Source organism: Helicobacter sp. 23-1045 (genome assembly GCF_053654655.1).
In genome coordinates this window covers 45,949-65,796 of the sequence record NZ_JBSIUR010000001.1, presented here as the reverse complement: position 1 = coordinate 65,796, position 19,848 = coordinate 45,949, and the positions used below count along the sequence as shown (strand labels likewise).

General features: G+C 41.7%; 23 protein-coding genes. 5 read left to right on the top strand and 18 right to left on the bottom strand.

The features are described from left to right. Positions 1–8: 8 nt before the first annotated feature. Positions 9–263, top strand: a complete 255-nt coding sequence (locus ACWIUE_RS00395; protein ID WP_454133848.1) for a hypothetical protein — start codon at positions 9–11, stop codon at positions 261–263. Here the strand turns inward: ACWIUE_RS00395 and ACWIUE_RS00390 are convergent. From ACWIUE_RS00390 to ACWIUE_RS00330, 13 genes are all read right to left on the bottom strand, one after another. Continuing rightward, the gene (locus ACWIUE_RS00390) at positions 188–667 is read right to left on the bottom strand and encodes a hypothetical protein (RefSeq protein ID WP_454133847.1); all 480 of its coding nucleotides are present in this window, start codon (positions 665–667) and stop codon (positions 188–190) included. The genes ACWIUE_RS00395 and ACWIUE_RS00390 overlap by 76 nt on opposite strands. Next, positions 613–765, bottom strand: coding sequence for a hypothetical protein (locus tag ACWIUE_RS00385; protein WP_454133845.1), 153 nt, complete (start codon positions 763–765; stop codon positions 613–615). Before ACWIUE_RS00385 ends, ACWIUE_RS00390 begins: the two co-directional genes overlap by 55 nt. Continuing rightward, positions 735–929: a hypothetical protein gene (locus tag ACWIUE_RS00380; RefSeq protein WP_454133843.1), complete on the bottom strand. Its 195-nt coding sequence runs from the start codon at positions 927–929 to the stop codon at positions 735–737. The genes ACWIUE_RS00385 and ACWIUE_RS00380 overlap by 31 nt, the downstream gene beginning before the upstream one ends. Before the next feature lie 7 nt (positions 930–936). Next, on the bottom strand, positions 937–2,301 hold the full coding sequence (locus ACWIUE_RS00375) for a mannose-1-phosphate guanylyltransferase/mannose-6-phosphate isomerase (RefSeq protein ID WP_454133842.1): 1,365 nt from the start codon (positions 2,299–2,301) through the stop codon (positions 937–939). Positions 2,302–2,406: 105 nt separating this feature from the next. Further along, positions 2,407–3,225 (bottom strand): 4-hydroxy-3-methylbut-2-enyl diphosphate reductase, encoded by an 819-nt coding sequence (locus tag ACWIUE_RS00370; protein ID WP_454133840.1) that lies wholly within the window; start codon positions 3,223–3,225, stop codon positions 2,407–2,409. Next, a complete protein-coding gene (gene aroA, locus ACWIUE_RS00365) occupies positions 3,215–4,561 on the bottom strand; it encodes a 3-phosphoshikimate 1-carboxyvinyltransferase (protein ID WP_454133838.1) in 1,347 nt (448 codons plus the stop codon). The genes ACWIUE_RS00370 and aroA overlap by 11 nt, the downstream gene beginning before the upstream one ends. Then, positions 4,552–7,071, bottom strand: coding sequence for a phenylalanine--tRNA ligase subunit beta (gene pheT / locus ACWIUE_RS00360; RefSeq protein WP_454133836.1), 2,520 nt, complete (start codon positions 7,069–7,071; stop codon positions 4,552–4,554). The genes aroA and pheT overlap by 10 nt, the downstream gene beginning before the upstream one ends. Next, positions 7,071–8,084: a phenylalanine--tRNA ligase subunit alpha gene (gene pheS, locus ACWIUE_RS00355; RefSeq protein WP_454134513.1), complete on the bottom strand. Its 1,014-nt coding sequence runs from the start codon at positions 8,082–8,084 to the stop codon at positions 7,071–7,073. The genes pheT and pheS overlap by 1 nt, the downstream gene beginning before the upstream one ends. A gap of 72 nt (positions 8,085–8,156) precedes the next feature. Continuing rightward, positions 8,157–8,285, bottom strand: coding sequence for a hypothetical protein (locus ACWIUE_RS00350; protein WP_454133834.1), 129 nt, complete (start codon positions 8,283–8,285; stop codon positions 8,157–8,159). Positions 8,286–8,511: 226 nt separating this feature from the next. After that, on the bottom strand, positions 8,512–8,769 hold the full coding sequence (locus ACWIUE_RS00345) for a hypothetical protein (protein WP_454133832.1): 258 nt from the start codon (positions 8,767–8,769) through the stop codon (positions 8,512–8,514). Between the two features lie 111 nt (positions 8,770–8,880). After that, positions 8,881–9,609, bottom strand: a complete 729-nt coding sequence (locus ACWIUE_RS00340) for a fumarate reductase iron-sulfur subunit (RefSeq protein ID WP_454133830.1) — start codon at positions 9,607–9,609, stop codon at positions 8,881–8,883. Next, a complete protein-coding gene (locus tag ACWIUE_RS00335; RefSeq protein ID WP_454133828.1) occupies positions 9,606–11,579 on the bottom strand; it encodes a fumarate reductase flavoprotein subunit in 1,974 nt (657 codons plus the stop codon). The genes ACWIUE_RS00340 and ACWIUE_RS00335 overlap by 4 nt, the downstream gene beginning before the upstream one ends. 11 nt (positions 11,580–11,590) lie before the next feature. Further along, on the bottom strand, positions 11,591–12,355 hold the full coding sequence (locus ACWIUE_RS00330; protein WP_454133827.1) for a fumarate reductase cytochrome b subunit: 765 nt from the start codon (positions 12,353–12,355) through the stop codon (positions 11,591–11,593). Positions 12,356–12,493: 138 nt separating this feature from the next. Here ACWIUE_RS00330 and ACWIUE_RS00325 point away from each other — a divergent pair, with 138 nt between their 5' ends. The 3 genes from ACWIUE_RS00325 (at position 12,494) to ACWIUE_RS00315 (ending at position 15,872) form a co-directional block, all read left to right on the top strand. Next, complete coding sequence (locus tag ACWIUE_RS00325) at positions 12,494–13,027, top strand: LPP20 family lipoprotein (RefSeq protein ID WP_454133825.1); 534 nt, start codon at positions 12,494–12,496, stop codon at positions 13,025–13,027. Further along, positions 13,020–13,940 (top strand): LPP20 family lipoprotein, encoded by a 921-nt coding sequence (locus ACWIUE_RS00320; protein ID WP_454133823.1) that lies wholly within the window; start codon positions 13,020–13,022, stop codon positions 13,938–13,940. The genes ACWIUE_RS00325 and ACWIUE_RS00320 overlap by 8 nt, the downstream gene beginning before the upstream one ends. Positions 13,941–14,138: 198 nt before the next feature. After that, positions 14,139–15,872 carry a Na/Pi cotransporter family protein gene (locus tag ACWIUE_RS00315; RefSeq protein WP_454133821.1) on the top strand — a complete coding sequence of 578 codons (1,734 nt, stop codon included), beginning with the start codon at positions 14,139–14,141 and terminating at the stop codon, positions 15,870–15,872. Here the strand turns inward: ACWIUE_RS00315 and ACWIUE_RS00310 are convergent. Then, a complete protein-coding gene (locus ACWIUE_RS00310; protein ID WP_454133820.1) occupies positions 15,848–16,063 on the bottom strand; it encodes a hypothetical protein in 216 nt (71 codons plus the stop codon). The two genes, ACWIUE_RS00315 and ACWIUE_RS00310, sit on opposite strands and share 25 nt — an antisense overlap. Before the next feature lie 13 nt (positions 16,064–16,076). On the opposite strand from ACWIUE_RS00310, the gene ACWIUE_RS00305 reads away from it, so the two are divergent. After that, the gene (locus ACWIUE_RS00305; protein WP_454133818.1) at positions 16,077–16,415 is read left to right on the top strand and encodes a hypothetical protein; all 339 of its coding nucleotides are present in this window, start codon (positions 16,077–16,079) and stop codon (positions 16,413–16,415) included. Positions 16,416–16,525: 110 nt separating this feature from the next. On the opposite strand, the gene ACWIUE_RS00300 is transcribed toward ACWIUE_RS00305, so the two are convergent. The 4 genes from ACWIUE_RS00300 to ACWIUE_RS00285 are packed head-to-tail and all read right to left on the bottom strand — an operon-like array spanning position 16,526 to position 19,847. Next, on the bottom strand, positions 16,526–16,828 hold the full coding sequence (locus tag ACWIUE_RS00300; protein WP_454133817.1) for a hypothetical protein: 303 nt from the start codon (positions 16,826–16,828) through the stop codon (positions 16,526–16,528). A gap of 7 nt (positions 16,829–16,835) precedes the next feature. Then, positions 16,836–17,381, bottom strand: a complete 546-nt coding sequence (locus ACWIUE_RS00295; protein ID WP_454133815.1) for a methyltransferase type 11 — start codon at positions 17,379–17,381, stop codon at positions 16,836–16,838. A 28-nt stretch (positions 17,382–17,409) separates the two neighbouring features. Then, the gene (locus ACWIUE_RS00290) at positions 17,410–17,751 is read right to left on the bottom strand and encodes a class I SAM-dependent methyltransferase (RefSeq protein WP_454133813.1); all 342 of its coding nucleotides are present in this window, start codon (positions 17,749–17,751) and stop codon (positions 17,410–17,412) included. Positions 17,752–17,774: 23 nt separating this feature from the next. Continuing rightward, complete coding sequence (locus ACWIUE_RS00285) at positions 17,775–19,847, bottom strand: hypothetical protein (RefSeq protein WP_454133811.1); 2,073 nt, start codon at positions 19,845–19,847, stop codon at positions 17,775–17,777. Position 19,848: the final 1 nt, after the last annotated feature.

Genomic DNA, 19,848 nt, shown 5'->3' with positions numbered 1-19,848 from the left:
GCGAATTTGTGAAATGCGATGGATTTTGGGGATTTTTTGTGTTAGATTCTGCGATTTTGGGATTTTTGTGTCAGATTCTGCGGTTTTGGGATTTTTTTGTGTTAGATTCTGCGATTTTGTGTTTTTTTGTATCAGATTCTGCGACTCGCACGAAAATCGCAGAATCTAGCGCGGATTTTACAAAAAATCACATATCCATTGCGGAGGTTGAACAAATTTTCCCCCTCCCTTGCGGAGGGGGATTAAGGGGGTGGGTAAAATAATCCGTCATTGCGAGATTCTGCAAAGCAGAATCGTGGCAATCCATATCTGTTTTAGATTCTGCGATTTTTATTTGATTTGCAGAATCTGCGATATTTTCGCCGTTTTGTTTATTAGATTCTGCGAATCGCAGAATCTTGGATTGCTTCGGCACTTCGTGCCTCGCAATGACGAAATGGGAGCGGATTCTGCGACTACACATTAGATTCTGCAAAATTCGCAAAATCTCGCAATGGCGGAGAGTAATGCAGATTCTGCGATTTGCACTCATTTCGCAGAATCTACACGCAAAATCTAATGCGAAAATTACCCACCCCCTTAATCCCTCTCCGCAAGGGAGGGGGAAATTTTTTAAGATTCTTCGCTTCGCACAAGTGCTTCGCGCGAGAATGACAAATAATCGCAAAATCTAAAAATGGATTGCCACGAAGTCGCCCAAAGTGCGACTTCTCGCAATGACGGGATTTTATTTTTTAGATTGCTTCGGCGATATTCGCCTCGCAATGACGGGATTTTTGCAATTTGATTCGCACGAAGTGCGTAATCACAATCGAAGTATTTGCGGTGTTGCTTTGCGCCGTTTTTACGCGAAACAAGCGAAATAGAACTTGGGGGTTCATTGAGCGCAGTTTTGCGTGAAAACGGCGCAAATGAACACCCAAAGACAAATTGCCCCTATTTTCGATTAAAATCATCATCAATGCGAACTATATCATCCTCCCCCAAATACTCGCCCACCTGCGCCTCGATGATTACCAAATCGATTTTCCCTTCATTGCTTAATCGATGGACGCTTCCCATCGGGATATAGGTGCTTTCATTGCGATTTAGGACGAATTCTTCCCCATCCACGCTAACAACCGCGCTCCCACTCACCACTATCCAATGCTCGTTGCGGTGAAAGTGCTTTTGCAAACTCAGGCGTTTTTTGGGGCGGACGACAATTTTTTTGATTTTATAAAACGCACTCTCCAAAAGCACTTGATAACTGCCCCACGGGCGAAAAACCAAATTATGAAACTTCACCAAATCGCTATTTTTTTGCTTTAAAATTTGGGTGATTTTTTTGACATTTTGACTCTCCCCCCTTTTGGCAATCATAAGGCAGTCCGCGCTATCCACCACAATCAAATCATTTGCACCCACAAGCGCGGTGAGTTTCTCACTCAAAATAAAATTATTCGCAGAATCTAGCGCCAAAACTTCGCTTTTGCTCGCATTCCCCGCGCTATCTTTGGGGTATTCATCGCTTAACGCATCAAAACTCCCCACATCGCTCCACGCAAAGTCCGCTTTGATTAGCGCGAGATTTTGCGACTTTTCCATTATCGCATAATCAATGCTAATATCCTCCAAACTCTCGCAGTCCTCGCGTTTCAAATGCGTGAAATCGCTATCTTTGAGTGCGTTTTTTAGCGCGGTTTGGGCGAGTTTTAGCAACTTTGGATGATATTTTTTAAACTCATCAATCAAAACCCCCGCCTTAAAGCAAAACATTCCGCTATTCCAAAAATATCCGCCATCTTTTAGGTATTTTTGCGCGGTGGCAAAATCGGGTTTTTCAAAAAAGGCGACTTTGCCATTTTTATCGCTAATGTATCCATAACCTGTGTTTGCGTTTGTGGGAGTTATGCCAAAAAGGGCGATTTTACCCTGCTTTGCAAGAGATTCTGCGTTTTGTATCGCGCATTTGTATTTTGGCAAATCTTTGATAATATGGTCGCTAGGCAGTGCCAAAATCACCTCATCACTTTTGCTTTGCAGTGCGACAAAAAGCAGTGCCGAAGCGGTATTTTTAGAAACGCACTCCAAAATAAAATGCAGATTCTGCGATATTCCCTCAACTTCGTTTTTCGCTAAAAAATAATGCGCTTCATTTGTGATAATCACAAAGTCCTCTGCAAAAGGCAGATTTCGCAAAATCGTCTCTTTAAAAAGCGAGTTTTCTCCAAAAAATGGCACAAATTGCTTTGGCATCAACTCGCGCGAAATGGGGAATAATCTACTCCCGCTCCCACCGCATAAAATCGCTATTTTCATCTTACAAATCCCCTTATTTCGATAATTTCTCGCATTTCAAATTTTCGCGTATTTCACTAAAACCGCATTTCGCCAAATCCCCGCATTTTGGCAAAAATCAGCATTTCAAATTTTTTGAATCTCCGCTTCGACATTATTGATTATCCAATCAGGCGTAGAAGCACCCGCCGTAATACCGCAAAGCACCTTCCCCGCGAACCACTCGCACCGCAAGTCGCTCTCATCCTCCACGCAATAACTATCCTTGCAAAATTGCAAGGCGATATTTAAAAGTTGCTTTGTGTTGCTACTATTTTTCCCGCCCACAACGATTAAAATATCCACTTCTTGCGCGAGTTCTCTAACTGCGTGTTGATTATCAAAAGTCGCATTGCAGATTGTGTTAAACACGCGCACTTCCACGCAGTGCGCTATCAAAAAGTTCGCCACTTCTAAAAAATCATTGATATTTTTGGTGGTTTGCGAGATTAGGGCGACTTTGCCTTGTGGGATTTGCAGGGCGTCTTTGTGGATTATGATTTGAAAATGCTCCCCGCAATAACTCGCCACGCCCTTCACTTCGGGGTGATTTTCATCGCCAAAGATTATGATTTCATACCCATCCTCGCTTAATTCTTTGGCGATTTGCTGTGGTTTTTTCACAAAGGGGCAGGTGGCATCGATGATTTTTGCGCTAGATTGTGCTAACTTTTTGTAGTCATTTTTTGGAATGCCGTGCGTGCGGATAATGACGCTTTTTTCCGCGCTAACCTTTTCTAAATCCATTTCGACTTTTACGCCAAAATCATTTTTTAATCGCTCGATTTCCTTTTGATTGTGGATTAGCGGACCTAATGAGATGGCATTTTTATTCTGCTCGGCAAGGCGGATTGCCCTTTTTACGCCAAAGCAAAATCCATATTTCTCCGCCCGTTTAGTTTTCATAGTTTTTAATCTCCGCAAATCGCCCCAAAATCTCCAAAAAGTTTGGAAAACTCACATCAACACACGCAGAATCTAGCACTTCAACTTCGCACACCGCCCCAAATAGCGCGAAACTCATCGCAATGCGATGGTCGCCAAAACTATCGATTGCAACTTTTTTATTTGGCATTTTAAATCCACCACATACGCTAAATCCATCCTCAAATTCCTCGCACTCCACGCCAAATTTAATTAGATTCTGCAAAGTTGCTTTTATTCTATCGCTTTCTTTTGCGCGCAACTCTTTTGCGTTTCTAACCACACTTTTGCCACTAGCAAAGGCAAAGATAACCGCTAATGCCGGGATTTCATCAATCAACCAAGCGATATTTTCACTTAACTCCACTGCTTTTAGCGCAGAATCTTTATAAATGCAAATCTCCCCCACTTCCTCAAACGCAGAATCTTCGCATTTTATCTCAACCTTCGCCCCCATTTTTTGCAACACACAAAATGCCTCAATGCGAGTTTTGTTTAAAAGCATATTTTTTAGCACAATATGGGAGTTTGTAATAAGTGCCAAAATAGCGAAATAAAACGCACTTGATGGGTCGGATGGAATGCTTAAATTTAGCGGTTTTAGCGGGGAGGTTAGCGGGGCGATTACGATTTTATTTTCGCAAATTTCTAAATTCGCTCCCATTCCAAGTAGCATTTTTTCGCTGTGATTGCGACTTAGTGAGACTTCGCTAAATGCGCTTTTTTCGCTAGATTCTGCGTTTAGGGCTGCTAAAATCATCGCGGTTTTTACCTGCGCAGATGAGATTTTGCTGTGAAATGAAAAATGCGATAATTTTCGCCCTAAAATCGTCAGTGGCGCAATCTGCCCTGCCCTAGCATAAATCTCCGCACCGATACTTTGCAAAGGCGCAATCACTCGTCCCATCGGGCGCACTCGCAAATATTTATCGCCTGTCAGCACGAAATATTTGCCACTCTGCCCTGCCAAAAGTCCCAAATACAGGCGGATTGCAGTCCCAGCATTTCCGCAGTCCAAAATATCATCTGCCTCCAAAATGCCATCTTTGTGGCGAAGCAGTTTTAACTCCGCGCCTTGCGGGATTTGCACGATATTTTCAACCGCCTTGCCGTCTGCAAAAACGCGCATTCCTAACTGCATTGCGATTTTTAGCGTATTTAGCGTATCCTCGCCAAATAAAAAATTGCGGATTTTGCTCTCCCCTTCGCTTAAAAATGCAAAAATCACCGCGCGGTGCGAGATTGATTTATCACTTGCAATATTTGTAATCTCCGCCCCAAATCCCGCACTTTTGGGCGAAATGCTCGTTATTCGCATCGTATCTCCGCATTAAAGGTTTGGCGCAGAATCTCTAATATTTTCTTATCGCCCAAATCCTGCGCTTTTAGCGTGGTATCCATCGCTTGGAATGTCGCCTTAAAACTAATGCTAATTTTATCTCCAAACTCATCGCTTTTGTATAAATCAAGGGCGGTAATTTTCGCTAGGTGCGGGATTTTCGCCTCTAAAATCGCTCTTTTTATCTCGCTAAAATTTGTGTTTTTATCTACCAAAATGCTAAATTCCCTATCCATCCCCTGAAAGTGCGAAAACTCCCTAAATGCAGTATTTTTCTCCGCACTAAAAAGACTATCCAAATCAATTTGCGCCATAAAAATATTTTCCATCTCCAAATCACTTGCGATAAATGGATTTAGCGCGCCGATTATGCCGACTATTGCGCCATTTTTGATGATTTTTGCGCAAATGCCTTTGTGAAATAAATCGCCGCTAGATTCTGCGAATGTGGCATATTTTGCACTTTTCTTGCGTTTGGCAGAATCTTTGGTAGAATCTTTATTTGCAGAATCTTTATTTGAATTTGGCGCAGAATCTTTCGCAGAATCTGCTTTATTCGCAGAATCTTTTGCCAAATTTACCGCAGAATCTTTCGCAGAATCTTTCGCCAAATCCACCGCAGATTCTGCGTTTTCTAACTCCACTCCACCCAAAATATCGCTAATCGCACTTGCAAACGCATAAAAATCCCACTTTTCCCCCTTTGGCGTGGGATATTTGCACTCGCTTTTTAATCCTCCCGCTACAAAGGCGAGATTCTGCGATTCCTCCCGCTTTGCGTTATAAATGCTTCCCATTTCAAAAAGTGCAAGTTTTTCATACCCAAAATTTTGATTGCGTTTTAGCGAATCAAGCATTGAGGGGATAAGCGAAGTGCGAAGGGTGTTTAACTCATTTGTGATAGGATTTAGCAAGTCTAAATTCTCCGCAATCAAGGGCAGATTATACTTTTCCAAAGTCGCCCTTTGGCAAAATACATAATGCAACGCCTCAAAAAATCCTTTGCCAATCGCCTTTTTAGCGATATTTCGCCTAAATTTATAAAATCTATAATCATCATTTATATTCGCGCTATTTGGCAGAATCTGCGCCTTTGCCTCCACTAAATCAATGCCTTTTAGTCGCAAAATCTCTTCTGCGATATCTTGCACGAACCTTATATCGTGGCGATAGCGCGGTGGGATTGCGCTGATTTTATCATCACTTGCGGAGTTTATCATAAATCCCATTCGATTTAGAATGCTTGTAATTTCCTCATTTTTTATCACATTGCCGATAATTGCGCTAATATCCTCAAAGTGAAAGTCGATTCTGCGCTGTGGGTAGTTTTGGAGCAAGTTTTGCGTGGATGAGTAAATAATACTTTGCGACATATTCTCTAACAAATACGAAATACACAAAATGCCATCTTCAAGCAGCGGCGAACTGCCTCTTTTAGATAAATACGAAGTTTTGCAGTCGCTTTTTATGGCGTTTTTAAAGATGGATTCTGCGATTATGTGCGGTGGGATGAAACTCGCCTCAAAAACCACAAGTTGCGAATGCTTATTTGCCAAAATCTCATCGCCCAAACCGATTGTTGAGAGTTTTTTATCCTCGAAAAATACGCCCTCCATTCCATTCTCATCTCTTTTGATTTGCAAAATGATTTTATCCTCAGAGTTTGCAAACTTATCAAAGGCATACGCGCGGATGATAACTCCCGTCATATAGCAACTAAATCGTAGCATATTATGCAGACAATCATCGCTTAACATATCATTTATCGCGAGATTTAGGCGTAACTCCGCATTGCAATATAAATCTTTGATTTGAGCGACTTTGTAGCAAAGCGAAGTGTGGAGATTTTTCTCAAAGGAAATATTTAAGATTCTGCCAATGCCGGGGGCGATTTCATTATTTTTCTCTCTATTTTTTATCGTTTGTAAATTTAAATTTAGCGCGGCAAGTAAATCCATCGCCACGCCAAATACACTTAGGCAATCCCCGCGATTTGGCGTGATTGCAATCTCAAAAATGCTATCATCAAAAAGCGCGTATTCGCAAAGTTCTCTCCCAAGCACAATTTCGCCAATGCTATCATCCAAAACAAAAATGCCTTCCTCAATCTTTGGCAATCCAAGTTCGGTAGATGAGCAAATCATCCCATTAGATTCTGCGCCACGCAAATTGCCCTTTTTTATCTCCAAATCGCCGAGTTTCGCGCCGACTTTTGCCACAGGGACGATTTGATTTTTGGCGACATTTTTCGCGCCACACACGATTTGCAAAACTTCGCTTCCAATATCAACTTTGCAAATGCTTAATTTATCGGCGTTTTCGTGCTTTGACTTTTCCACCACCTTGCCGATTACGACATTTTTAGGCACGCTAATTTTCCTAAAACTCTCTACTTCCAATCCAATATCATTTAGCGTTTTGTAAAGGACTTCATCGCTAACTTTTGAAATATCAATGATTTTTGATAATAAATTTCTGCTAAATTTCATTAAAACTGCTCCAATAATCGTAAATCGCTCTCATAAAAACTACGCAAATCATTTATGCCATATAAAAGCATCGCAAATCGCTCTATGCCAAGTCCAAAGGCATATCCGCTGACATTTTTTAATTTTAGTGCGCCAAAAACGCTGTGATTTACCACGCCACATCCAAGCACTTCTAAAAATCCGCTCCCCTTGCAAACGCGACATTTTTCATCCTTCCCCTTGCAAAAAATACATCCAATATCCACCTCCGCGCTTGGTTCGGTAAATGGGAAAAAACTCGCCCTAAATCGCACCTTTATCTCATCGCCAAAAATATAGCGCAAAAAATCCTCCAAAATAAACTTCAAATTCGCAAAACTTATCTTATTCCCGCTATCTACCACAAGTCCCTCCACTTGATGAAACATAGGCGAGTGCGTGATATCATAATCGCGCCTAAAAACTGCGCCCGGGGAGATAATTTTTAGCGGAAATTTGCCTTTTGATTTTATAAGTCGTTGCATTGAGCGAATTTGCACGGGCGAAGTGTGCGTGCGAAGCAAATGCGAATCCTTAAAATAAAAAGTATCCTGCATATCGCGCGCAGGGTGGAATTTGGGGAGATTTAGTGCCTCAAAGTTATGAAAATCATCCTCAATTAGCGGACCGCTTGAAATACTGAAATTCGCCCCGACAAAATAATCGATGATTTTATCAAAAGTGCAGTTTATGGGGTGGGCGAGATTCTGCACCGCATTTGCCCTAAAAAGCGAAGCATCAATCCTCTCACTCTCCACTTTTTGCGCTAATAATTTTTGCGAAATGGCATTTTTCGCCTTTGCTAGCGCGCCTTCAAACTCGCTCTTTGCGTCGTTTAACTTTTTTGCCACTTCCTTTTTTACCGCAGAATCTAGCGATTTTAACTTGCTAAATTCATCTGTTAATTTGCCTTTTTTACCCAAAATGCTAATGCGAATTTTTTCTAACTCATCTAAATTCTTTGCATTTTCAATATCGCTAAATGCGCTATCCATCCACTCCACGCAAAATCCTTATCTTTAAAAATAAAAATTTGTGATTATATTAAAAAAATCGTTAATATTTTATTAAATAAGAAAAAACGCAGAATCTAGTGTGTTTTTCGTCATTGCGAGATTCTGCGTTAGCATAATCTGTCCCCACTTCGTCATTGCGAGTGAGCGTAGCGAACGCGGCAATCCAAATTTTTTTGTCATTCTCGCGCGAACGAAGTGAGCGAATAATCTCTATTTTTTGAGATTTTTCGCTTCGCTCAAAATGACAATTTAAATTAGATTCTGCGATTTTGTGTTAGATTCTGCGATTATTGTTTGATTTGCAGAATCTATTTGTGGATTGCTTCGTTGTTTTCGCTTCGCTCAAACTGCCTCGCAATGACGACTTTTTGCCCTTTGATTCGCATTGCGAATTTTACAGAATCTTTTACATAAGTTTTGTAGCGACTAATAGTCCAGCAATCGCAATCTGCGTCATAACGAGCCATTTTAGCAATTCATATTTAATCTCTAAAATATCATTTTTTGTAGCTAATTTATCCACATCCTTATTGCTTTGCTCTAATATAGAATCTGCGATTTCTAGCGCATCTTTCTTTATTTTTGCTTTGTCTTTTCCTTGAAAATGCTTATCGATAAAATTATCAATCAAAATTTGTGTGCTTTTATTTAACACCATCGCCATTATTAGTCCTTAAAATTATATTTCGCAGAATCTAATGCGTTTTTTGCGAGATTCTGCGATTTTCTTATAATTCGCAGAATCTATTTAAGATTTTGGCGCGAGATTCTGCGCTTACTTAAATGCCTGTGCTACCATTTTTCTGCGCAAATACGCGATTTTGCTTTGCAAAGGTAGTTCTTTTGGGCAGTAGTCTTGGCACGCCATTAGCGACATACAGCCAAATACGCCGTTATCATTGCCGATTAATTCGTAGTAATCCGCCTCTGTGCGCTTATCGTGCGGGTCTATCATAAATCTAGCCACGCGATTTAGCCCAGCAGGTGCGATAAAATCATCACGCATTACTTTTGTAGCGCACCCAGCCACGCAACAACCGCACTCAATGCACCTATCTAGCTCAAATACCGCGTCAGCCACTTCGGGCTCGATTGGCTCTTCTAATTCGGCGATACTTTTTTCGCTCTTTGCGTGAATCCAGCCCTCCACGCGCTTTGTCATTCCCTCAAACCAAACGCCCGTATTTACGGACAAATCTTTGATTAGCTTAAATGCAGGTAGCGGTGCTAGTGTGATTACGCCACTTGGATAGTCCTTTGTTAGCGTCCTACACGCTAATTTTGGCACTCCATTTATCATCATCGCACAGCTTCCGCAAATCCCCGCACGGCACACAAAATCAAAGCTCAAATCTGCGTCTTGCGTCTCTCTAATCACATTTAGCGCGATGAAAATAGTCATCGAATCAAGCTCTTTTAGCTTGTATTCTTTAAAATGCGGTTTGCTTATCGCGCTTAATGGGTCGTATTTCAATGCCCTAATTGTTATAATTCTCTCACTCATTTTGCATCTCCTAATCGTTGATTTCTCGCTTTATATTGCGGTTGCAAGTCAAATTTCATCAAAGCCTCTTGAATCGCATATCTATCCTTGCCCTCTTTTTGCATAGTGGCGGTGATATTATCGACTTGTGCTTGACGCGCTGCGGTGTCAGGGTGCTCGATAATATTGCCCTTTGCGCCATATCCACGATAAGCAGGGGGAATCTCCATAGTTTTGACATCCAAATCCTCATAGCTAATTGTCGGCATATCATCTTCGGGCTTTTCCCACGAAGCAAGGGTGCGTTTTAGCCAATCTTTATCATCGCGCTTTGGATAGTCCTCGCGTGTGTGCGCCCCGCGTGATTCAGTGCGATTAAATGCGCCTTGTGCTACGCAAAGGGCGATTTTTAGCATTTTTTGCGTGCGATATGCTTCCTCTAACTCGGGATTGTTATGCAGATTTTTGTTGCTTATGCGGATATTTTTGCTTTTCTTATAAAGCTCGGCAAGTCCTTTGAGCGCGCTTTGCAAATGCTCTCCATCTCTAAAAATGCCTACATTATTATCCATAATCTCTGTCATTTGCTTTTTAATCTCAAAGATATTTTCCTTGCCATTGGCGTTTATTAGGCTCTCAATATAATCTTGTTGCGCTTTTAGTGCCTTTTCGATGGTGCTTGTTTTTAGCGTTATCCTTTTTTTCTCGCAATATTCACGGAAATAATCACCCACAATCATTCCAGCCACCACCGCTTCGCTTACAGAGTTTCCACCAAGGCGGTTAAATCCGTGCAAATCCCAGCACGCTACTTCGCCTGCGGCAAAGAGTCCTTTTAGGTGCGATTCGCCCTTATAATTTGTGCGAATCCCGCCCATTGAGTAGTGCTGCATTGGGCGCACAGGTGCCCATTGTTTGGTTACATCAATGCCATTAAAAATCTTGCAAATGTCATAAACATCACGCAAATTTTTGTGAATATGCTCCGCACCCAAAATCGAAATATCAAGCCAAATATGGTCGCCATAAGGGGATTTTGCGCCCTTGCCTTTGCGGATATGCTCCATCATTCGGCGCGAAACCACATCTCGGCTTGCAAGTTCTTTTTTCTCAGGCTCATAATCTGGCATAAAGCGATAGCCATCGACATCGCGCAAAATTCCGCCATCGCCCCTGCAACCTTCTGTCAAAAGAATCCCGCTAGGCACGATTGGCGTTGGGTGAAATTGCACTGCCTCCATATTGCCTAACTTTGCGATTCCTGTCTCTAATGCGATTCCTGCGCCTACACCATTGCAAATAACGGCGTTTGTGGTGTTTTTGTAGATTCGCCCATAGCCACCTGTGGCAATTAGCGTCCCTTTGGCAATGTATGCGATGAGTTCGCCCGTTACCAAATCCCTCACAACTGCGCCATAGCACACGCCATCTTCGTGGATTAGCGCGATTGCTTCTTTTCTATCTTGAATATCCACGCCTAACTTTATAGATTCATTTGCCACCGCATAAAGCATCGAATGCCCCGTAGCGTCCGAAGTGTAGCAAGTGCGCCATTTTTTTGTCCCACCAAAATCGCGTGAGTGGATATAGCCGTGCCTAAAATCCTCTTCTTCGATTGTGGTTTTTTGTGCGTTGATAATCGCATCTCTTTTACCTTTTTTGATTCGACTCCACGCTACGCCCCATTGTGCAAGTTCTCTAATCGCCTTTGGCGCAGTTGTAACGAACATTCTAGCCACTTGCTGGTCGCAACCCCAATCGCTCCCTTTCACAGTATCCATAAAGTGCAAGTCCTCATTGTCGCCATCGCTCATTTTTGAGTTGCCAAGACTAGCTTGCATTCCGCCCTGTGCGGCTGCTGAGTGGCTTCGCTTTACAGGGATTAGGCTTAAAACAATGGTGCTTAATCCCATTTTTTTGCACTCAATCGCTGCGCGAAGCCCAGCCAAACCGCCACCTATGATTAAACTATCGCAGTATTGTATATTCATATATCTCCCCTTTATTTTTGAAATTCAGTGTATTTATAGTGCATATAATCCGTCTTTTTATCCAAACTAAGTCCTTTTTTCACATAAGCTGCGTAAGTGGTAAGTCCTAGCACTATGAAAAACACGCTCATACAGATTTTTGCAGTGCGTAGTCGTTTCAAAGTCGCATCAGGCGTTTTTGCTTCAAACCAGCCCCATTTCACAGCCAAACGATAAAGCCCGATTGAGCCGTGCAACTCCACTGCAAACAAAAGCACAATATACAACGCCCAAAAATGCTGATGGACAAATCGATATGATGAGCCCACAGGACCGATTGTTTGTGGCTGAGTAATCATAATGTATAAATGAATGCTCCCTAAGAAAAACAGCGCGAATCCCGTGCAAGCTTGAATCCCCCAATTTGAAGTATCTTTGTGATGGAGCATATTTTTATGCGTTTTGAAACGCAAAAACTGACGATAATTGATAGGAAACTTCCTCATCGCCAAAAATGCGTGCAACATAAACACCGAAAACACCACAATCCCCACGATTGACACCACTAGCGGACATCCGCCTTCAAATATAAAGCTTAATTCGAAAAATTTCGTAACTTTATACATCGCCTTTTCACTGATAAGAATACTAGATACAAAAAACATATGCGCTATCATAAACAACGCCAAAAATAGCCCACTCGCGCTTTGTAGCCAATCTAGCGTCGCAGGCATTCTACTTGCCTTATTGCCTTTGGCTACGCCCGTGTAACTCTCGATAATTTTATTATCCTCCATACTACCTCCCTTTGATTTAAAATAAAATGTGATTGTAGCACTTTTTAAAAGAATAATTGCTAATTTTTATGATTTTTATGAAAATTCAATAATTTTAAGTTACAATGCGAAATTTTATTTTAAAAAAGGAAGGTAAAGATGAGAAGTTTATTAGCAGCGGTGGTATTTGGATTATTTGTATTTAGCGGATGTGGCACTAGCAATATTGCAACGGATAATGCAGAAATAAATGCGGCATTAGATGGCGCACCTGAATGGGTTTTGGGTGAATCAAGTGGGTTAAGCGCAAGTGGTAGCGCGAAAATCAAAAATGGCAACATTAGCTTTGCGGTAACCCAAGCAGAGGCAGACGCTAGAAACAAACTAGCAGGGCAGATTTCAGCAAATGTTGAAAGCAAATATAGAGAGCTAAATACTAGCGATAGCGAAAGTGTAAATCAAGAGGCAGTTCAGGCGATTCGCATAAGTGTAAGCAAGGTTTTAGCAGGTTCAAAAGCCACCAAAAAATGGATTAGCAAAACAAATGATATGTGGGTTTTGGTAGAAGTTAAGCAATTAGATACGGATTTACTCAAAAAAAATCTTATGAAAGCCGATGGCGTGGATAAAGAAGCGGCAAAAGCGTTAGCAAAATCTGTCGATGAGCTAATTGATGGATTTAAGAATGACTAGATTCTATCGCAGAATCTTATGTATTTTTTTTGTTAGTTTTATAATCAGCTCTTGTGGGGATGTGAAATATCCTGCGTGGTATTTGGAAAATGACGAAGATTCTGCGTATTTATATGGCGTGGGGAGCGGAGATACGCTAGATTCTGCGAAAAGTGTCGCGCTAAATGATTTAAGTTCGCAAATCTCGCTAAAAATCGAGTCTGCCACAAGCATCGAGCAATCACAAATCAATGATTTGCAAAGCAATAAGGCGGATTCAAAAATCGATGTAAGCGTGCTTGGCATTGAGCTAAATAGCGTGGAATATATTAAGCAAGAGGAAGTTGATGGCGTCTTTTATGTGAAATCTCGCATAGCAAAGCACAAAATCATAAAGCAACTAAACACAGACATCGAAACTGCCAAAATTGCCATAAACACGCTTTTAGATGACGCAAACGCGATGAAATGCGCCACAATCTCGCCAAAGCACAAGGTTAGTTTAGCAAAGCATTATAATATCCTCGCAAATAAGGCAATGCAAATCCGCGCATTAGATGGCAAGGTAAGCGCGCAAAAGCTAATCGATGATTTGCAGAATCTGCTTTCAAATAATTCGCGCGGGTATTATGTGGCGTTTGCAAGTGGTAGCAGTGAGACTTTTAGTCGCGTGGATAGTGGGCTGAATGCGGAATATAAGAAATTTTTCACATTAGAGCAAAAAGGCGATAAGACATTTATGATTGAAAATCGATACAGCATTCAAAAAGGCGATGAGGTAAAAATCACGCTTGAAGTAAATATCAAAGACTGCGTGGGTAATGCGATTTTCAATACTTTAATCATCGGCAAAGCAAGTAATTACAGCGGTGCGATAAGTCGCATAAAAGCGCAGTTGTATAAAAAACTAAAAGCGTGGCAAGATGATTTATAGATGATGATTTATAGATTTTGTAAATAAATTTTGCACTTATTTGGTGCAAAATTTATAAATTCGCAGAATCTATAAATATTTCAATCACAAATTTTGCGATTCACACCCAAAAAATCCCAAAATCTACCTATTAGATTCTCCAAATCAATTCAAATTATGATATAATCTTCGCTTTTTAAACTTACACAAAGGGCAAAAATGCAAAAGATATTTATCCCAATAGCGATGCTTGCGCTATGCTACATATTTTACAAATACAGCGCGACTATCGAAATCATCTCTGGCGCGGCGGTTTTCTTGTTTGGTATGCTTGTAATGCAAGATGGATTCAAAATGTTAAGCGGCGGATTTTTAGAAAAAATGATGCGAAAAGTCACGGGCAACGCCTTTAAAAGCATTATTTTTGGCGCAGTCTCAACTACGATTATGCAAAGCTCGACTTTAATCTCGCTCTTTGCCATCTCATTTGTAAGCGCGGGGATTATCACCCTAATTCAAGGCGTAGGCATAATCTTTGGGAGCAATTTAGGCAATAGCACGGGCGCGTGGCTAATCGCGGCGATTGGCAACAAAGCAAATATTTCGGCATTCGCACTGCCAATCATCGTCTTTGGCGTGATTTTTATATTTTATAAAGTCAAAGCGATTAAGGGATTTGGATATGTTTTGGCGGGGATTGGATTTATATTTTTAGGGATTGCGTTTATCAAAACGGGATTTGATGATTACAGCGCGGCAATCGACTTTGCGAAGTATAATATCGCCGGTATCAAAGGTATGGTGGTATTTTTGGGCGTGGGATTATTAGCGACACTCATTATGCAATCTACCCACGCAACGCTTGTGCTGATTATGGCAGCACTTAGCACGGGGCAAATCTCACTAGATAATGGTATGGCACTAACCATCGGCGCACAGCTTGGAAGCTCGATTACCACAGGTATCGGCGCACTAAATGCAAGTATCGATGGCAAACGCTTGGCAGTCGCACATATCGCATTTAACGCACTTACGGCGTTAGTGGCATTAGTCTTTTATGTGCCGATTCGAGAAATCGTAGAATCTACGGCGGCAGCGGTGGGTATCGAAAATATCAACTACAAAATTGCCATTTTTCACACGCTTTTTAATTGTCTTGGCATTGCGATAATGTTGCCAATTTTAAAGCGATTTGTGTATTATGTGATGAAGTTTGTATCCGCGCGAAAAAGTGGCGATTTGGATAGTCCCATTTTTTTGGATAACTCAAAAATCGACTTTGCAAACGCGTCTTTGGAGGCGATAAAAAACGAGACAAAGCACCTTTATGACAACGCGCTAGGGATTATCGCAAAGAGCATTGGGTTTGATAGGACGCAGATTCGCTCATTTGAGCCGATTGATAATTTGCTAAAAAATAAGAAAATACTAAAAGATGAAATCGATATTGACGCGCTGTATGAGAGTAAAATCAAGTCGCTCTCAAACGCGATTATGGAATTTACCGCAAGTGCCAAAACAAAAATGGGGCAGGAAGCGCAGATGAAAGAAGTCTTTGCCCTGCAAATGGCGGGGAAAAGCATTGTCGATGCCACAAAACAAATGCGCTTGGTGCAAAAGAATTTGCAAAAATACTCCCTATCGCAAAATGAAGTCCTTGCAAATGAATACGGCAAAATGCGTGGCACTTTGGCAAAGCTGCTTCGTGCAATCGAAGAGCTGCGAATAACTGACAGCGAGGAAAATGCCCCCATCGTGAAAAAAATCATAAAATACAAGGCGTTTTTTAAATACGATGATTTGGATATTATCAACAAAATCGATGCGCTTGTGGCGGGGAAAAGCATAAGTTTCGCGGAGGGGACTTCAATGCTAAATGATTTGAGTTTTATGCGGACGATTGCGCTCTCGCTCGTGGAGGCGGTGAATCATTTGTATGGGATGGAAATGTGATTTTTGGGTGGTGATTTGCCTTGTTGTGACTTGTCTTTGGGTGGAAATTTGCTGTGTTGCAATTTGTTTTTTTGGTGGCGTTTGGGTGGCGCGCAATTTGTTTTTTGGCAATCATTTGCTTTGTTTGTAACGGCGTGTGAGATTCTGCGATTTATATAAAAATCGCAGAATCTAGCGTAATTTTTTGTCATTGCGAGGCACAAAGTGCCGAAGCAATCTATTAGATTCTGCGATTCTTGCAGAATCTATCTTAAATTGTCATTCTCGCGCGAAGCACAAAGTGTGAAGCAAAGAATCTCAACTAAATCTCGTCATTGCGAGATTTTGTGTTTATTTTCCGTCATTGCGAGATTTGCCTTTGGCAAATCGTGGCAATCCATTTTATTTTTTTTTTTTTTTTTGGATTGCTTCGTTGTTTTCGCTTCGCTCAAACTGTCTCGCAATGACGAAGTGGGGGCAGATTCTGCGATTTTTGGATTTTTTGCGCTAGATTCTGAGATTTTCGCAGAATCTACCCACCCACTTAATCCCCTCCGCAAGTGAGGGAGAGAGTTTTGCGTAAATCCTCACGCGCTTGGAAATGGGGAGAATTTTAGATTCTGCAAATCGCCCTCCATATTGTCATTCTGAGCCATAGGCGAATCTCTTTTTTTTTAAAATTTTTTGAAATATTTCGCTTCGCTAAATATGACATTTTTTTGGATTGCCACACTCGCTTCGCTCGTTCGCAATGACGAAAAAAGCACATTAGATTCTGCGATTCGCAGAATCTCAATCCGCAGGATTGGATAAAGAAACTTCGGCTTTGCCTTGTTTTGCGAGCGTAGCGAAGCAACAATCGAAGTATTTGCGGTGTTGCTTTGCACGAAGTTTGCCCCGTTGCTAGGAAATAGAACTAGTGGTTCATTGACGACGCAATGGGGCAAACTTCGTGTGAATTGAATACCCAAAGACAAATTGCCCCTATTTGCGCGATTCTATATACAAACTCGCCCCTTTATACGCCCCTCCACCTTCATTACAATCTAGCAAAAACTCGTTAAAATGCGGAATCTGTGAGGTATTAAACTCAAATCTTTTGCACTCGCCAAACCCCGCATTTTGCAGCATTCTCGTTAAGGAAAGTTCGTCATACGCCCATTTGTGCCGCTCGCCAATACTAGTTTGGATGAAAATCTCATCGCGCAAGGACGGCGGGACTAGAAATCGCACAAAACGCAAATATAGATTTAGAAATTTATTTGCGATTTTGTCTTTTGTGAGTTTGTCAATAAAGCGCGTTTTTGGCGCATTTAGCGCATTTGGCGCAGAATCTTGTGTGCGAGAAATAATGTATTTTCTAAAATCATCGCTAAATTTGGGGAGATTCTGCGATTTATGCGGATTTTGCGAGTCGCTTTGCAGATTCTGCGATTTATGTGGATTTTGCGAGTCAATTTGTAGATTTTGCAGATATTTTCCCATCTCACCGCCTGATTTTACGCGTATCATTTGGTCAAATAACTCCACCAAAATCCAATCATACCGCTCCCAAATTTCATTTAATTGATTTTGCCCCCCCCCTATCGCGCAATTTTTTAAGGATATTCAAATATTCATTCACCGCATTTTCCAAATCAGGCACCACAATGCGTAAAATTCCGCCTTTTTTCATCACTCTCCGCACTTCGCGCAAAAATAGCAGTGCATTTTCCTTTGTCAAATGCTCCAAAAAATGACTGCTATACGCCACATCAAAAGTCTCATTTGGATAGGGCAGTTTTTTCAGCAAATTCACCTTTTTCACGCGCTTATCAAGTGGAGAAAAGTCGATATTTTCCCAAATGTGATTTTTATCTAGCGAGATTCTGCTCCCACAGGCGATATTTAATATTTTCATAACCTTACACCTTTATCTAAACTTTATCTAAATTCAATTTCAACGCTCTCGCCCAAATCCTCGCGGATATTTTCAAACGCGGGCGAAAAGTATAAAAACTGCGCGAAGTCATTTTCGCCACTGCCTTGCGTTATTTTTATATCAAACTTGCCTTTTTGCGTGCTTTTTAGGGCGAGAGTTTGGACGCCATTTACCACGCTTCCAAGCGAAAATACGCTTATATTTTCGCCAAGTGCGAGATTCTGCGCCACTACCTTAAAATCCCGCCAATGCGCCGTATTCACATACCAATTACCCGCATTTGCCTTTGGCAGGCGCGTGCGCGGGGAAATCACGCTTTCGATATCCACGATTTTGCACGCAGGCGATTTGCAAAAAAACTGATAGGCAATCTTTGGATTTGCCACCAAACTTTCATTTGCATTTGCATTTGGCAAAAGTGCGATTTTCCCGCGCATTAGGGCGATTCGCCAATCTTTTTTAATGAGCGGTTTGATAGCATACTTCACCCCCAAATCGCCCAAAAACTCCACTTGCAACACGCCATCATTTAAATTCACCACGCGAGAGTTAAACAAATCAAGCGGAGTTAAATCCCTATCTTTTATCCCGCTCACCGAGATTTTCCGCACCACACGAGAAATCGAAGCATCCAAAAATGTATTTTTTGGGATGATTGAATCGGGCATATTTTCGTTTATAAAAATAAAATTGTTTATTTTGTCATCAAACTTTATGCTTAAATCTCGCGCGTAGCAGGTGCTTGTGAAGTTTTTAAGAGGGAGATTCTGCGAGTTTAGCGCATTTAGCGTGAGTTTAGCAAAGGGCAAATACGGAATTGCGGGGATAAAGGAATGCTGATTGTAATAAAGCATTCGCCCATTATTTTCCAAAATCGCGCTAAAAGAATGCGGGATAATCGACACGCGCTTTTTAAAGACGATGGGACGCTGACAGGGGATTTTCCCGCTAGATTTTGGGGTGGATTCTGCGATAAAATTAGATTCTGCGTTTTTGTGAGATTCTGCGCCAAAATTCGCAGAATCTAGCGTAGATTCTGCGTTTTGTGCGAAATGTGCGGGAGATTCTGCAAAATTAGATTCTGCGCTAAAATTCGCAGAATCCACGCATTTCCCCTCCATCCTATCGCGCCAATCAAGTTTATTTACAAACGCGATTTCTAACTCGCCATTTGCCACATCGCTAAAATTCACGCTTAAATTATTCCCCACCAATCGCCCGTTTTTAAATGTCGCACTGCCTGTGACTTGCTCCCCCACACTAGCGCAAAGTCCGCTATCGGCGCGAAATCTCACATACAGCGGGACTAACTTCTCGCTAAATCCTCTATCAATCGCCCCATTTGCCGTTCTCGCAGTCGCGTTTGGAGCGATTAAGAGCGGATTATTCTGCGCTTTTAGCGTGAGATTTTGCGCTATGCTTAAATCCATTAGATTATTTTTCGCATCCACAAATGCGACATTTAAATGTATGCTATGCGGAATGACGCTAATTGGCTGTGAAGTTTGCGCCACTTTTGCCTTGCCCTGCGTAAATCCGCAAGAGATAAAGGCGGGATTGCGCGATGAGCTCGCATTAAATGGATAACTCACCACATAGCTAATCCCATCGCCCCGCAGCTCGCTAAAATGCCGCCCTCCAAGCGTATCGTAAAACTCGCAAAATCGCCCCTTTATCCCTCGCGCGTGGGTGATATTTGCCTTGCTATCAAGTGCGTAAAAAATCACAGCAAAATGCCCCACGCCACCGCTAATTTTCGTCCAAATATGCCCGCTAAAAGGGCGCAGATTGCCAATCAAGCAAGATAGATTATCGCCCTTTTGAGTAGCGCAGAACTTCTCTGCTTGTTTAAACGCATCATATTCCACGATGAGCGGTTTTTGCGGGAGGATATAATGTGGTTTTTTGAGATTTTGCGGATTTAGATTCTGCGGATTCTGCGAATTTGGCGCGAGATTCTGCGGATTTTGCGCGAGATTCTGCGGATTTTGCGCGAGATTCTGCGGATTTTGCGCGAGATTCTGCGCCAAAAGTGCGTTAAAAATTATAAAACCACAAAGCAAAATTACGCGCATT